Origin of the sequence: Candidatus Pantoea persica, from assembly GCF_013753875.1 — a bacterium.
Taxonomy (GTDB): domain Bacteria; phylum Pseudomonadota; class Gammaproteobacteria; order Enterobacterales; family Enterobacteriaceae; genus Pantoea; species Pantoea persica.
Genome location: NZ_SMDS01000016.1, coordinates 62,087 through 74,595, shown reverse-complemented (window position 1 = coordinate 74,595; position 12,509 = coordinate 62,087). Strand labels below are relative to the sequence as shown.

The following is a 12,509-nucleotide window of genomic DNA, read 5'->3' as shown; positions in this document are numbered from 1 at the left end:
GAGACACCGCATGTGGTATTTTGCCTGGATTCTCGGCACCCTGCTGGCCTGCGCCTTCGGCATCATCACTGCGCTGGCACTGGCGCACGTCGAGGAGAGCGCCGCACGGGATGAGCGCGCCTGATGCGCAAGCTGATTCGGACTTCATATAGTCTGCTGGACAAAGGGCCTTTGCGGGCCCTTTCGCTCATGCTGGCGCTGATCGTGGCAGGCTGCCTGTTCTGGGATCCGTCGCGCTACGCCGCGCACACCAGCACGCTGTCGGTCTGGCAGGGCGTGCTGGTGATCTGGGCGGTGTGCGCCGGGATGATCCACGGCGTTGGCTTTCGTCCGCGCCGCACGCGCTGGCAGGCGCTCTTCTTGCCGCTGCTGGCCCTGATCCTATGCTGTTAGGCCTCTACTGGTTCTGGTGGTTCTGGCGCTAGCCGCCGTTTCACGCCTGCTGGCCGCGAAGTAATGTCAGCGGCCGGTCAAGAAATCTGCTAAAAATCCTTCCGTTTGTTTCCATCTGATAATTATTTTCTCCTGGCTCTGGCATCCCATTCCCAACCCCAAATCTCTTGCATTATAGTATAGTAGCAACGTTTAAAAACGGGACCGGGATATAGAGTGAGTACAATGCTGTTTCGCTGGCCGGTTCGGGTCTACTACGAAGACACCGACGCCGGTGGTGTGGTTTATCACGCCAGTTATATCGCTTTTTATGAACGAGCACGTACTGAAATGCTGCGTCAGCGCCATTTCAGTCAGCAAACGCTGCTGGAACAGCAGATCGCTTTTGTGGTGCGGGTATGACGGTGGACTATCTGGCGGCAGCGCGCCTTGACGACCTTCTGGAGATCCAGAGTGACGTCAACGAAATGACGCGCGCGACCATAACGTTCTCCCAGCGTATCGTGAATGCAGAAGGCAAAGTCCTGAATGAAGCAGAGGTCCTGGATTGCTTGCATCAACCCACATCTTATGAAGCCGATTGCGCTTCCCAAGTCTATTGTCGCGGAGTTCAAGCAGTGACTGACATGAACGTTCTTGATTTGTTCCTGAAGGCGAACCTTCTTGTTAAACTTATCATGTTGATCTTGATCGGCTTTTCTATTGCCTCATGGGCCATCATTATTCAGCGCACCCGAATTCTGAATGCGGCAGAACGCGAGGCGGAAGCGTTTGAGGACAAATTCTGGTCCGGCATTGAGCTGTCGCGCCTCTATCAGGAGAGCCAGGGTCGTCGCAACGAGCTGAGCGGCTCCGAGCAAATCTTCTATGCGGGCTTTAAAGAGTTCGCCCGCCTGCACCGCGCCAACAGCCACGCGCCCGAAGCGGTGGTGGAGGGCGCCAGCCGCGCGATGCGCATCTCCATGAACCGCGAGCTGGAGACGCTGGAAAACCATATTCCTTTCCTCGGCACCGTCGGCTCCATCAGTCCCTATATCGGCCTATTTGGCACCGTATGGGGCATCATGCACGCCTTTATCGCGCTCGGCGCGGTGAAACAGGCGACACTGCAGATGGTGGCGCCCGGTATCGCCGAAGCGCTGATCGCCACCGCGATCGGCCTGTTCGCCGCTATCCCGGCGGTCATGGCCTACAACCGACTGAACCAGCGCGTCAACAAGCTGGAGCAGGGCTACGACAACTTTATGGAAGAGTTCACGGCCATCCTGCACCGTCAGGCTTTCTCCAGCGACAACGCGAAGTAAGCGGAGGTAAACCATGGCCAGAGTACGTGGTCGCGGCCGCCGCGACCTGAAATCAGAAATCAACATCGTTCCGCTGCTCGACGTCCTGCTGGTGCTGCTGCTGATCTTTATGGCAACGGCGCCGATTATTACCCAGAGCGTCGAGGTGGATCTGCCGGACGCCACCGACTCGAAAACGGTCTCCAGCGACGATAATCCGCCGGTCATCGTCGAGGTGTCGGGCATGGGCCAGTACAGCCTGGTGGTGGATCACTATCGTATGAATCAGCTGCCGCAGGAGCAGGTAGTGAGCGAAGCGCAGCGCCGTATCGAAGCGAATCCAAAAACCGTGTTTTTGATCGGCGGCGCGAAAGATGTGCCCTACGACGAAATTATCAAGGCGCTTAACCTGCTGCATCAGGCAGGCGTTAAATCTGTCGGTTTGATGACGCAGCCGATCTAAAGTCGAACCGTTTTTGGGGAACCGAGTGTGTCGAAGGCAACCGAGCAAAACGAGAAGTTAAAGCGCGCGATAATTATATCGGTGGCTCTGCACGTCGTGCTGATCGCGCTGCTGGTCTGGAGCTCGTTCAACGAGAATATTGAGGCGAGCGGCGGTGGCGGCAGCAGCGATATCGACGCGGTGATGGTCGATCCCGGCGCCGTAGTCGAGCAATACAATCGTCAACAAAACCAGCAAAGCGACAGCCAGCGCGCCGAACAGCAGCGCCAGAAACAGGCGCAGCAGCAGGCGGAAGAGCTGCAGCATAAGCAGTCCGTCGAACAGCAGCGTCTGAAAGCGCTGGAGGAAGAGCATCTCCAGGCGCAGCAAGCGGCGAAAGAGCAGGCGGAAGCGGCGGCTGACGCGAAGCAGAAGGCGGAAGAGCAGGTGAAGGCCGCTGCGGCCGCTTCGGCGAAAGAAAAAGCGGTCGTCGACGCCAAAGCCGCTGCCGATGCGAAAGCGAAAGCGGCCGCCGAGGCCAAATCGAAAGCGGCGGCCGACGCTAAGGCGAAGGCGGTGGAAGAGGCGAAAGAGAAGGCCGCTCAAGCCACGAAAGCCAAAGCCGATGCGGCCGCGAAAGCGAAAGCCGCAGCCGATGCGAAGAAAAAAGCCGCGGCGGAGGCGGCGAAGAACAGCAGCGACGTTGACGATCTGCTGGGCGGTCTGACCTCCGGCAAAAACGCGCCGAAGAGCGGCAACGCCAGCGGCGGCGGTGCGGCGGCAGGGCAGGGCAACCAGAAAAAATCGGGCGCCTCCGGTGCGGATATCAGCGACTATGCGGGCCAGATCCAGGCAGCGATCCAGAGTAAGTTTTACGATTGGGAAAACTACAAGGGCCTCACCTGTACGCTGCGCATTAAGCTAGCGCCGGATGGTTTGCTGATCGACGCCAAAGCGGAAGGGGGCGATCCCGCGCTCTGTCATGCAGCGCTGTCCGCTGCGCGGCAGGCGCGTATTCCTAAGCCGCCGTCGCTGGACGTTTATCAGGTCTTTAAGAACGCGCCGCTGGATTTCAAACCGCAATAATGCAGTATCTTACCGCAGCTTGATCTATGGTTAAGCCGTAAACAAACAGAAGTCGTGGTTTTTCAGGAACAGAGCCAATTATCGTGGACTGAGGTTCAGGTAAGGGAGATAAGATGAAGCAAGCTCTTCGTATCACGTTAAGCTTTTTTGTGCTGTTGTGGGCGGCCATGCTGCATGCAGAAGTCCGCATCGAAATTACACAGGGCGTCAATACGGCGCGTCCGACTGGCGTCGTGCCGTTCAAGTGGGCCGGCTCTGGTGCTGCGCCGGAAGATGTCGGCGGCATCGTCGGCGCTGACCTACGCAACAGCGGCAAGTTCAACCCGCTGGACGTTTCTCGTCTGCCACAGCAGCCGACCAGCGCGCAGGAAGTACAGCCTGCGGCTTGGACCGCGCTAGGCATCGACGCGGTGGTTGTCGGCCAGGTTCAGTCGAACCCGGACGGCAGCTATCGGGTTTCCTATCAGCTGGTGGATACCGCCGGCTCGCCGGGCAATGTGATCGCGCAGAACTCCTATAAGGTCACCAAACAGTGGCTGCGCTACGCGGCGCATACCGCCAGTGATGAGGTGTTCGAGAAGCTGACGGGCATCAAGGGCGCGTTCCGTACCCGCATCGCCTACGTGGGGCAGACCAACGGCGGCCAGTTCCCGTATGAGCTGCGCGTGGCCGACTATGACGGCTACAACCAGTTTGTGGTGCACCGTTCGCCGCAGCCGCTGATGTCGCCGGCCTGGTCGCCGGACGGCTCGAAAGTGGCCTACGTCACCTTTGAAAGCGGCAAATCGGCGATGGTGGTACAGACGCTCTCCAACGGGGCGATCCGTCAGGTGGCGTCCTATCCGCGACACAACGGCGCGCCGGCTTTCTCGCCGGACGGCTCTAAACTGGCTTTCGCCCTGTCGAAAACCGGCAGCCTCAACCTCTACGTCATGGATTTGGGCTCGGGCCACATACGTCAGGTCACTGATGGACGTTACAACAGCACCGAACCGACCTGGTTCCCGGACAGCCAGACGCTGGCTTATACCTCGGATCAGGCGGGTGCGCCGCAAATCTACAAAATTGGCATCAACGGCGGCGCACCGCAGCGTATTACCTGGGAAGGAGCACAGAATCAGGATGCTGACGTGTCGACCGATGGCAAGTCTATGGTGATGATCACCACCAGCGGCGGTGCGCAGCACGTCGCTAAACAGGATCTGGAAACGAGTGCCGTCCAAACGTTGACGAACACGTTCCTGGATGAAACGCCGAGCTTGGCACCGAACGGTACGATGGTAATCTATAGCTCTACTCAGGGGATGGGTTCCGTGTTGCAGTTGGTTTCAACCGATGGGCGTTTCAAAGCGCGTCTTCCGGCAACTGATGGACAGGTTAAATTCCCTGCCTGGTCGCCGTATCTGTAATACCCGCGTAGGCGGGTATAACAAACAACTAACAATCATGGGATTTTGAAATGCAACTGAACAAAGTGCTGAAAGGGTTGATGCTGGCTCTGCCGGTTCTGGCTGTAGCTGCTTGTAGCTCACACAAAAACAACAACAATGACCAGACCGGCATGGGCGCTGATGGCGCTTACGGCAACGGCGCTGGCATGAACGGCAGCGGCAACATGTCTTCTGACGAGCAGGCGCGTCTGCAGATGCAGCAGCTGCAGCAGAACAACATCGTTTACTTCGGTCTGGACAAATATGACGTCCAGTCTGACTACGCTCAGATGCTGGACCAGCACGCGGCCTTCCTGCGCAGCAACCCGTCCTGTAAAGTGACCATTGAAGGTCACGCGGATGAGCGCGGTACGCCGGAATACAACATCGCGCTGGGCGAGCGTCGCGCTAACGCCGTGAAGATGTATCTGCAGGGCAAAGGCGTGTCAGCTGACCAGATATCTATCGTTTCTTACGGTAAAGAGAAGCCGGCCGTGCTGGGTCATGACGAAGCGGCTTACTCTAAAAGCCGTCGTGCCGTTCTGGTCTACTAAGAGAATCACATGATTAGTAACTTCAGGCTCCACCTGTTGGGCCTGTCGTTACTGGTTGGCGTAGCGGCCCCCTGGGCCGCTAATGCCCAGGCGTCAATCAGTAGCGTCGGCTCTGGCTCGGTCGAAGACCGCGTCACCACTCTTGAACGTATTTCCAATGCTCAGGCTCAGCTTCTGCAGCAACTGCAGCAGCAGATGAGCGACAACCAAAGCGATATCGACTCGCTGCGCGGGCAAATTCAGCAAAACAGCTATCAACTTAACCAGGTGATCGAGCGGCAGAAACAGCTCTATCAGCATATCGACAGCCTGAGCAGCAGTGGCGCCAACAGCGACTACAACACCGCGGTCGCCCTGATTCTGGAAAAGAAACAGTATGACCAGGCAATTGCCGCGCTGCAGGCGTGGGTGAAGCGCTATCCCGATTCAACCTATCAGCCGAACGCCAACTACTGGCTGGGGCAGCTGAATTACAACAAGGGTAAAAAAGATGATGCAGCTTACTACTATGCCACCGTAGTCAAAAACTACCCGACATCGCCGAAGGTGTCGGAAGCGTTGTTGAAGGTTGGCGTCATCATGCAGGAGAAAAACGACACGGCGAAAGCCAAAGCCGTTTACCAGCAGGTGATAAAGCTTTATCCCAACACTGATTCAGCAAAGCAGGCGCAAAAACGCCTCGCCGGGCTGTAATTTGTGCAGCCAGCACCGAATTTCGTGCGATTTCTGGTCTGGCAGCATGAAAGTATTGGAAAATAAGGGTTGCGCTACCTCGGTAAATCATTAATATATACCGCCGTTGCCGGGACAGAATGAAATGTCTGTGGCAAGCCTGAAGATGGGTCGTTAGCTCAGTCGGTAGAGCAGTTGACTTTTAATCAATTGGTCGCAGGTTCGAATCCTGCACGACCCACCAATTCAGAGAAAAGCGCCTTTAAGGCGCTTTTTTAGTTTCTGTGCGCCGCGGGTTAGCGTGCAGGATGAGAAACTGCAACGCGCACGACTCGCACCACATCAAGGCCCGCTACTCACGGCCTCGCTGCGTCACTGCCGACAACTCTCCCTGGTCACGCCTTTTGCTTTACCTTTACAACAGCGGTCAGATATCTTCCAGATATGCATCACCGCATAGCTGCGCCAGGGCCGCCACGCCGGTGAACGCGCTTCCGCCACTGACGGCGTCATGCCGCCGAGATTATTGCGCACGGCGATATCCTCTTTGGGAAAGGCGTTGGGCCAGCGCAGGGCGCGCATCGCAATAATAGTGCGCGGTCTAGGGGCCGATTCCCGACAAACTCACCAGCTCGCGTATCACCTCTTCAGGCGACTGCGTGGCGTTAAAGTACATGATCCCTTAGCGCATCTGCGCAAAGGCGATGATGGCGAGCGAGCGGGCGCTGACTATCCCTAACGGCGCAATGTCGTCCACCGTCGCGCTGGCGATACGCGCGGCGCGTCAGCTCGGGGAGGGGGGTCTCACAGGGCTCGCCAAAGGCAGCGGCGAAGCGGCTGCTCACGGTGGTGGTGGCTTTCACCGACACCTGCTGCCCGATAATGGCGTGCACCCCAAGCTCAAAGGCGTCGAAGGCACCCGGCTCGCGCAAAATGGGATTGAGCGCCAGGCTGGGTGCCAGCAGCACATCTTGTTGCAGGCGCTCGACAATCCGCTACGGCTGCGCGTTGAGATCGAACAGATCGTGCAGGCACCGCAGCAACAGCGGCAGCACCGGCGTCAGCGAGGTGGAAAAGGTCACCTGCAGGGCGCTCTTCTGCGGCAGATGCGCCACGCTGATCCAGCCCCGACAGCTGCCCAGCGCCACGGTACGGCGATAGACGCCATCCTGCACCGACTCCACCTCTTTAATCACGTGAGTCTGTAAAAAGTCCAGCATCGCAGCCCAGTCGTAGGGCGGCCGATAGGCGAGGTGCAGCGTCGCGCTGTCTTCGCTGGGACCCAGGCGACGGCGCGCTGGCGCCTTTGCACAGCGCGCTCGGCGTCATGCGATAGCGCGCCTGAAACACGTCGTTAAAGCGCCGTAGGCTGCTGAAGCCGCTGGCGTAGGCCACCTGCGTAACCGGCAGCGACGTTTCCGTCAGCAGCTGCTTGGCGAGCAGCATGCGCCGCGTCTGCTTCAGCTTCTGCTGCACGATACGGCGCAGCTGGCGCAGGCTAAGGCAAAATTCGGCGGCGATCGCCTCCAGCCCCTCGCGCTCCTCCAGCATTCCCTCTTCGATACGCTGAATCAGCCGGTCGTCCACGCGGTGAGGATAGTCCACCGGCGCGTTGCCCGGCGCAAGCTCGGGGCGGCAGCGCAGGCAAGGCCGAAAGTGCGCCTTCTCCGCCGCTTCGGCAGAGCCGAAGAAAAGACAGTTCTTCAGCTGCGGCGCCTTCACCGGACAGATGGGACGGCTGTAGATGCCGGTTGAGGTGACGCCGACAAAAAAGACGCCGTCGAACCGGGTGTCGCGCGAGGTCGGCGCTTGCCAGGCAATTTTAGGATCGAACATAGTATCTCCCGCAAATAGAGACAGACTAGACCGGGTTTCGCCCGCGGACTCGCTGTTTTCGGACAGCACAGCAGTTTAGTCTGATGGCCGAAAACGGCCAGTATCCTGGCGGAAAAGTGGGATAATCACCAACCTTTCAACGAGAGAGGAGCTGCACATGTACTTCTACAAGCGCGTCTCAACGCCGGTTGGCGAACTGAAGCTGGTGGCAAGCGAGCGCGGGCTGGCCGGCATTCTGTGGCAGGGCGACGATCCTCGCGGCTCGTGCTTCCTACCGCAAACGCAGGATGAGGCGCACTTGGTTCTTATCGAGACCGAGCGCCAGTTGCGCGAATACTTTGCCAGCGAGCGCCGCAGCTTTACGTTGCCGCTCGACTTCGTCGGCACCGAGTTTCAGAAAAAAGTGTGGCAGGCGCTGGTGGCGATCCCGTTCGGCAAAACCAGCAGCTACGGCGACATCGCCCGGGCCATCGGCCACCCGCAGGCGGCGCGCGCGGTCGGGGCGGCCAACGGCAGAAACCCGGTCTCAATCGTCGCGCCGTGCCACCGCGTTATCGGCGCCAACGGCAAGCTGACCGGCTTTGCCGGCGGCATTGAGGTCAAGGCGTTCCTGCTCAATCTGGAAATGCCGACGGCGGCGGGCATGCTGCCGCTATTTGCAGCGCTGCCACCCCCAGCCCGCTGGCTGAAAAAAGCGCACGACACCGAGGCCGGTTTCCGCTATCTTGTTTAGCATATAAAACATGGTTGCGGAAAATATGTGCTATCTCCGCCTCAACATGCAATTTTCGTTCATTTCACAAAACGAGATCGGTGCAATGAGTCTCCAGTTCGATGCAGAAAGCGCGATTTACCCTTTTCCGGCCAAACCCGCCCGGCTGACCGATGCGGAAAAACCCCGTTATATTGAAAAAATCAAACGCCTGCTCAAAGCGCGCGACGCGGTGATTGTGGCGCACTACTACACCGATCCGGAAATTCAGGCACTGGCGGAAGAGACCGGCGGCTGCGTGGCGGACTCGCTGGAGATGGCGCGCTTCGGCAGCACCCATCCCGCCTCGACGCTGCTGGTGGCAGGCGTGCGCTTTATGGGCGAGACGGCAAAAATCCTCAGCCCGGAAAAAAACGTGCTGATGCCGACGCTGCAGGCGGAATGCTCGCTCGATCTCGGTTGCCCCATCGACGATTTCAACGCCTTTTGCGACGCCCATCCCGACCGCACCGTGGTGGTCTACGCCAACACCTCGGCGGCGGTCAAGGCGCGCGCCGACTGGGTAGTGACCTCCAGCATCGCGGTTGAGCTGATCGATTACCTTGACAGCCGCGGCGAGAAAATCATCTGGGCGCCAGATCGCCATCTCGGCCGCTACGTCACGCAGCAAACCGGCGCCGACGTGCTGTGCTGGCAAGGTGCCTGCATCGTGCATGACGAGTTTAAAACCCAGGCGCTGCAGCGCATGAAGGCGCTCTATCCCGACGCGGCGGTGCTGGTGCATCCGGAATCGCCGCAGGCGATTGTCGAGCTGGCTGATGCGGTCGGCTCCACAAGCCAGCTAATTCAGGCGGCGAAAAGCCTGCCCCATTCGCAAATGATCGTGGCCACCGATCGCGGCATCTTTTACAAAATGCAGCAGGCGGTGCCGGACAAAACCTTGCTGGAGGCGCCTACCGCGGGCGAGGGCGCGACCTGCCGCAGCTGCGCGCACTGCCCGTGGATGGCGATGAACGGCCTGAAAGCGATTGCTGACGGGCTGGAGCAAGGCGGTGCGCAGCATGCAATCGAAGTGGATGCCGCGCTGCGCGAGGCGGCGCTCGTGCCGCTCAACCACATGCTATCCTTTGCTGCGGAACGTCAACTGAAGCTCAAAGGGAACGCCTGATGGATTTTTTCAGCACGAGCAATATCCTGGTTCATATCCCGCTTGGCGCGGGCGGCTACGATCTTTCTTGGATCGAAGCGGTCGGCACGCTGGCCGGCCTGATCTGCATCTGGCTCGCCAGCCTCGAAAAAGTGATCAACTATCTGTTCGGCCTGATTAACGTCACGCTGTTCGCGGTGATCTTTTTCCAGATTCAGCTCTACGCCAGCCTGCTGCTGCAGCTCTTTTTCTTCGTCGCCAACCTCTACGGCTGGTACGCCTGGAGCCGTCAGACCGATGATCGCCAGGCGGCGCTGAAAATCCGCTGGCTGCCACTGCCAAAGGCGCTGGGCTGGGGCGCTGTCTGCGTTGTCGCCATTGCGCTGATGACGCGCTATATCGATCCCGTTTTCGCCCTGCTGACGCGCGTGGCAGTCTCGCTGATGAACGCGCTTGGCCTGCCGGTGGCGATGCCGATGCTGCAGCCTGACGCCTTTCCCTTCTGGGACGCCAGCATGATGGTGCTCTCTATCGTGGCGATGGTGCTGATGACGCGCAAATCAGTGGAAAACTGGCTGCTGTGGGTAGTGATCGACGTGATCAGCGTGATGATTTTCGCCCGGCAGGGCGTCTACGCCATGGCGCTGGAGTATGTCATCCTGACGCTGATTGCCCTTAACGGGTCGCGTCTGTGGATAGCTAGCGCGCGCCAGCATGGCTCGCGCGCGCTGGCGCGTCAGTGAGGATGCGCGTGTTCGCCGTGATGATGGTGGTGATGCGCAGCCGCTGAGCCGCCGTCATCGTAGTCCAGCTCGCAGTCCGGCGTGGCGCACGGCTGGTACTCCATCTGCACCGTAGCATGGCCAATCTGGTACTTCTGGTGCAGATAACGATGGATGCGGCCCAGCAGCGCATCGTGATCGTAGGGCGGGATCACATGCATATGCAGCGTCAGCACCGGCTTTTCGCCCACCTGCCAGACGTGCACGTGATGCACGTTGCGCACCTCCGGCAAGTTGAGCGTCAGGTCGCGCGCCAGTTTCTCCACGTCTATCAGCGCAGGCGCGTCCTCCAGCAGCTCATGCAGACTTTCCCGCAGCAGCGTCCAGGCGCTGCGCAGCACCAGCAATGACACCAGCAGCGACAGGATCGGGTCATGGCGTCCAGCCGGTAAAGAGGAGCACCAGCACCGCGACGATGGCACCCACCGAGCCGAGCAGATCGCCCATCACGTGCAGCGCGGCTGCGCGCACGTTCAGGTTTTTTCCTCGCTGCCGTGGGTGCTGCAGCCAGAACAAAAGCAGATTGGCCAGCAGGCCCGCCACAGCGATGCCGAGCATCAGGCTGCCGCGGTCACCGGCTGTGGCTGGTAGAAACGCCACAGCGCCTCCCAGATGATCAGCGCGGTAATCACCAGCAGCGCGATGGCGTTGACGAACGCCGCCAGCGGGTCCGGCGCGAAGTCCGTCAGCAGCGCGGAGATATCGCCGAGCTGAACCGGTTTGATCATCACGCGCTCGTTCTCGCGTAGCGGCAGCGCGAGCAGCTGGGCGTCGGTGGAGCAGAGCACCCGCCGCGTCGGCCTTTGCCGCTGGCACTCTCGACGGCGCAGCAGCGCACGTCCCTCGGCAAGGCCGTCTGCCTGGATGTTGAAGCGCGCCAACTGCTGCTGCAACACCAGCAGATTGGCCGGATGATCGTCCACCACGGCGATGCGCAGGTCGGCGTAGCGGGGCAGCGCGACGGGTTCCTGCGGCGTGGCTTCGCAGCGCCGCAGCGGCAGGCTGACCTTGACCTTGGTGCCGCTGCCCTTTACCGAAACCTTTTTGCTGGATGGCGCCTGATACTAGGATCGAACAGCCGGGCTACTCCTGCGGCGGAATGCCGCTGCCGCTGTCCTGCACGCTGAAGGTGAGCCAGCGGTCGTCAGCGACGAGCGTCAAGCGGATGACGCCCTGCGCGGTAAACTTCAGCGCGTTGGTCATCAGGTTGTTGATCACCTGCTGTAGCCGGTCCGCATCGATCAGCACGCTCTCTGACAGCGGCGTCAGCGCCTCGACGCGCAGCGTCGGGCCGCCGGCGCGCATCAAAGGTTGGTAGAAGCGCTGCTGCTGCGCCAGCCAGTCGCGCAACGCCAGCGGGCGCGGCGCCAGGGTAAAGCTGTTGCTCTCGATGCGCACATGATCCTATAGGTTGTTCAGCAGGGTCAGCAGCGAACTGGCGCTGCTGTGTAGACCAGCGCCAGGATGGCGGCGCTCACCACGCCGAGCACCAGCCGCGACAGGGAGCGCATCGCCATGGCGTTGCCCGGCTGCGGCGGCGTCAGCCAGCCGTCACGCATCTGGCGCTGCGTATCGACCGGGATCTGCTGCAGCGTGCGGTTCAGCAGCGGGCGCAGCAGCGGCTGAGCGATGGCGACGCCCAGCGCCACCGGCCAGGCGATATCGCTGGCGGCGAAGGCGAAATGCAGCCGATCGCCATAGCGTGCGGTGATGCGCCAGCGCGCCGATCTGGTCGTTTGCCAGCGCACTATAGAGGCTGTCGCGATCGGCCGAGCACGGCGAGAATGGCGCTCAGCAGCTGCGCCATACGCTGGCTTTTCACCAAGTAGCCCGACGCGCCGAGCACCTGCGCGCTGCGCAGATAGTGGTTGCTCTGCTGCGCGGAGTAGATCAGCACCGAAATGTGCGGGAAGTGCGCCTTCAGGCGGCGCAGGATCTCCAGCCCGTCGCCTTCCGGCAGGCCGATATCGAGCACGATAAGATCGGTGGGCTGCGTCAGCAGCTGGCGCGCCTGTTACTCGCTGGCGGCGGATCGTAAATAGATGGGAAAGGGTGCCTGGTCGAGCGCGGCTTCCTGCGCCACTTCAACCAGCGGATGGTCATCAATCAATAACAGCGAGGCCATGACAGTTTCCTGAAGGAATTCGTCGCCTCAGCATAGCGGAAGTTAAC

The 12,509-nt window shown here is 60.1% G+C and carries 15 protein-coding genes, 1 tRNA gene and 4 pseudogenes; 13 read left to right on the top strand and 7 right to left on the bottom strand.

Annotated features, from left to right (window positions below; genetic code table 11):
• Nucleotides 1-10: 10 nt before the first annotated feature.
• The 10 genes and pseudogenes from cydX to EIO60_RS05285 all read left to right on the top strand — a co-directional run bounded on the left by cydX (nucleotide 11) and on the right by EIO60_RS05285 (nucleotide 6,104).
• A complete protein-coding gene (cydX, locus tag EIO60_RS05330; protein ID WP_258576117.1) occupies nucleotides 11-124 on the top strand; it encodes a cytochrome bd-I oxidase subunit CydX in 114 nt (37 codons plus the stop codon).
• Nucleotides 125-171: 47 nt separating this feature from the next.
• A complete protein-coding gene (ybgE, locus tag EIO60_RS05325; protein ID WP_374058130.1) occupies nucleotides 172-393 on the top strand; it encodes a cyd operon protein YbgE in 222 nt (73 codons plus the stop codon).
• A 225-nt stretch (nucleotides 394-618) separates the two neighbouring features.
• Nucleotides 619-1,014: pseudogene (gene ybgC, locus EIO60_RS05320) on the top strand (tol-pal system-associated acyl-CoA thioesterase).
• Nucleotides 1,011-1,697: a Tol-Pal system protein TolQ gene (tolQ, locus tag EIO60_RS05315; protein WP_258576116.1), complete on the top strand. Its 687-nt coding sequence runs from the start codon at nucleotides 1,011-1,013 to the stop codon at nucleotides 1,695-1,697. Before ybgC ends, tolQ begins: the two are co-directional and overlap by 4 nt.
• A gap of 13 nt (nucleotides 1,698-1,710) precedes the next feature.
• Nucleotides 1,711-2,139: a colicin uptake protein TolR gene (tolR, locus tag EIO60_RS05310; RefSeq protein ID WP_258576115.1), complete on the top strand. Its 429-nt coding sequence runs from the start codon at nucleotides 1,711-1,713 to the stop codon at nucleotides 2,137-2,139.
• Between the two features lie 27 nt (nucleotides 2,140-2,166).
• A complete protein-coding gene (gene tolA, locus EIO60_RS05305) occupies nucleotides 2,167-3,204 on the top strand; it encodes a cell envelope integrity protein TolA (protein ID WP_258576114.1) in 1,038 nt (345 codons plus the stop codon).
• Nucleotides 3,205-3,317: 113 nt separating this feature from the next.
• Nucleotides 3,318-4,613 (top strand): Tol-Pal system beta propeller repeat protein TolB, encoded by a 1,296-nt coding sequence (gene tolB, locus EIO60_RS05300; RefSeq protein WP_258576113.1) that lies wholly within the window; start codon nucleotides 3,318-3,320, stop codon nucleotides 4,611-4,613.
• Nucleotides 4,614-4,663: 50 nt separating this feature from the next.
• A complete protein-coding gene (pal, locus tag EIO60_RS05295; RefSeq protein ID WP_258576112.1) occupies nucleotides 4,664-5,188 on the top strand; it encodes a peptidoglycan-associated lipoprotein Pal in 525 nt (174 codons plus the stop codon).
• A 9-nt stretch (nucleotides 5,189-5,197) separates the two neighbouring features.
• Nucleotides 5,198-5,881 (top strand): tol-pal system protein YbgF, encoded by a 684-nt coding sequence (gene ybgF, locus EIO60_RS05290; protein ID WP_258576111.1) that lies wholly within the window; start codon nucleotides 5,198-5,200, stop codon nucleotides 5,879-5,881.
• Between the two features lie 147 nt (nucleotides 5,882-6,028).
• Nucleotides 6,029-6,104, top strand: a tRNA-Lys gene (locus tag EIO60_RS05285).
• Between the two features lie 128 nt (nucleotides 6,105-6,232).
• Here the strand turns inward: EIO60_RS05285 and EIO60_RS16565 are convergent.
• The 4 genes from EIO60_RS16565 to EIO60_RS16550 form a co-directional block, all read right to left on the bottom strand.
• Nucleotides 6,233-6,442 (bottom strand): hypothetical protein, encoded by a 210-nt coding sequence (locus tag EIO60_RS16565; protein ID WP_374058129.1) that lies wholly within the window; start codon nucleotides 6,440-6,442, stop codon nucleotides 6,233-6,235.
• A gap of 83 nt (nucleotides 6,443-6,525) precedes the next feature.
• Nucleotides 6,526-6,828: a DNA glycosylase family protein gene (locus tag EIO60_RS16560; protein WP_374058128.1), complete on the bottom strand. Its 303-nt coding sequence runs from the start codon at nucleotides 6,826-6,828 to the stop codon at nucleotides 6,526-6,528.
• Between the two features lie 27 nt (nucleotides 6,829-6,855).
• Nucleotides 6,856-7,080 (bottom strand): AlkA N-terminal domain-containing protein, encoded by a 225-nt coding sequence (locus EIO60_RS16555; RefSeq protein WP_374058126.1) that lies wholly within the window; start codon nucleotides 7,078-7,080, stop codon nucleotides 6,856-6,858.
• Nucleotides 7,049-7,696 (bottom strand): bifunctional transcriptional activator/DNA repair enzyme AdaA, encoded by a 648-nt coding sequence (locus EIO60_RS16550; protein ID WP_374058125.1) that lies wholly within the window; start codon nucleotides 7,694-7,696, stop codon nucleotides 7,049-7,051. Before EIO60_RS16550 ends, EIO60_RS16555 begins: the two co-directional genes overlap by 32 nt.
• Nucleotides 7,697-7,853: 157 nt before the next feature.
• Here EIO60_RS16550 and EIO60_RS05275 point away from each other — a divergent pair, with 157 nt between their 5' ends.
• From EIO60_RS05275 to pnuC, 3 genes are all read left to right on the top strand, one after another.
• Nucleotides 7,854-8,429, top strand: a complete 576-nt coding sequence (locus EIO60_RS05275) for a methylated-DNA--[protein]-cysteine S-methyltransferase (protein WP_258576110.1) — start codon at nucleotides 7,854-7,856, stop codon at nucleotides 8,427-8,429.
• Between the two features lie 85 nt (nucleotides 8,430-8,514).
• Nucleotides 8,515-9,576 (top strand): quinolinate synthase NadA, encoded by a 1,062-nt coding sequence (nadA, locus tag EIO60_RS05270; RefSeq protein WP_258576109.1) that lies wholly within the window; start codon nucleotides 8,515-8,517, stop codon nucleotides 9,574-9,576.
• The gene (gene pnuC / locus EIO60_RS05265) at nucleotides 9,576-10,298 is read left to right on the top strand and encodes a nicotinamide riboside transporter PnuC (protein WP_258576108.1); all 723 of its coding nucleotides are present in this window, start codon (nucleotides 9,576-9,578) and stop codon (nucleotides 10,296-10,298) included. The genes nadA and pnuC overlap by 1 nt, the downstream gene beginning before the upstream one ends.
• Here pnuC and EIO60_RS05260 read toward each other — a convergent pair.
• The 3 pseudogenes from EIO60_RS05260 to EIO60_RS05250 form a co-directional block, all read right to left on the bottom strand.
• Nucleotides 10,292-11,002, bottom strand: a pseudogene (locus EIO60_RS05260) (cation diffusion facilitator family transporter); the annotation flags it as partial. The gene pnuC and the pseudogene EIO60_RS05260 sit on opposite strands and share 7 nt — an antisense overlap.
• A pseudogene (locus tag EIO60_RS05255) lies at nucleotides 10,994-12,107 on the bottom strand (sensor histidine kinase); the annotation flags it as partial. The pseudogenes EIO60_RS05260 and EIO60_RS05255, both read right to left, overlap by 9 nt.
• Nucleotides 12,106-12,462 (bottom strand): annotated as a pseudogene (locus tag EIO60_RS05250) (response regulator); the annotation flags it as partial. The pseudogenes EIO60_RS05250 and EIO60_RS05255, both read right to left, overlap by 2 nt.
• Between the last annotated feature and the right edge of the window lie 47 nt (nucleotides 12,463-12,509).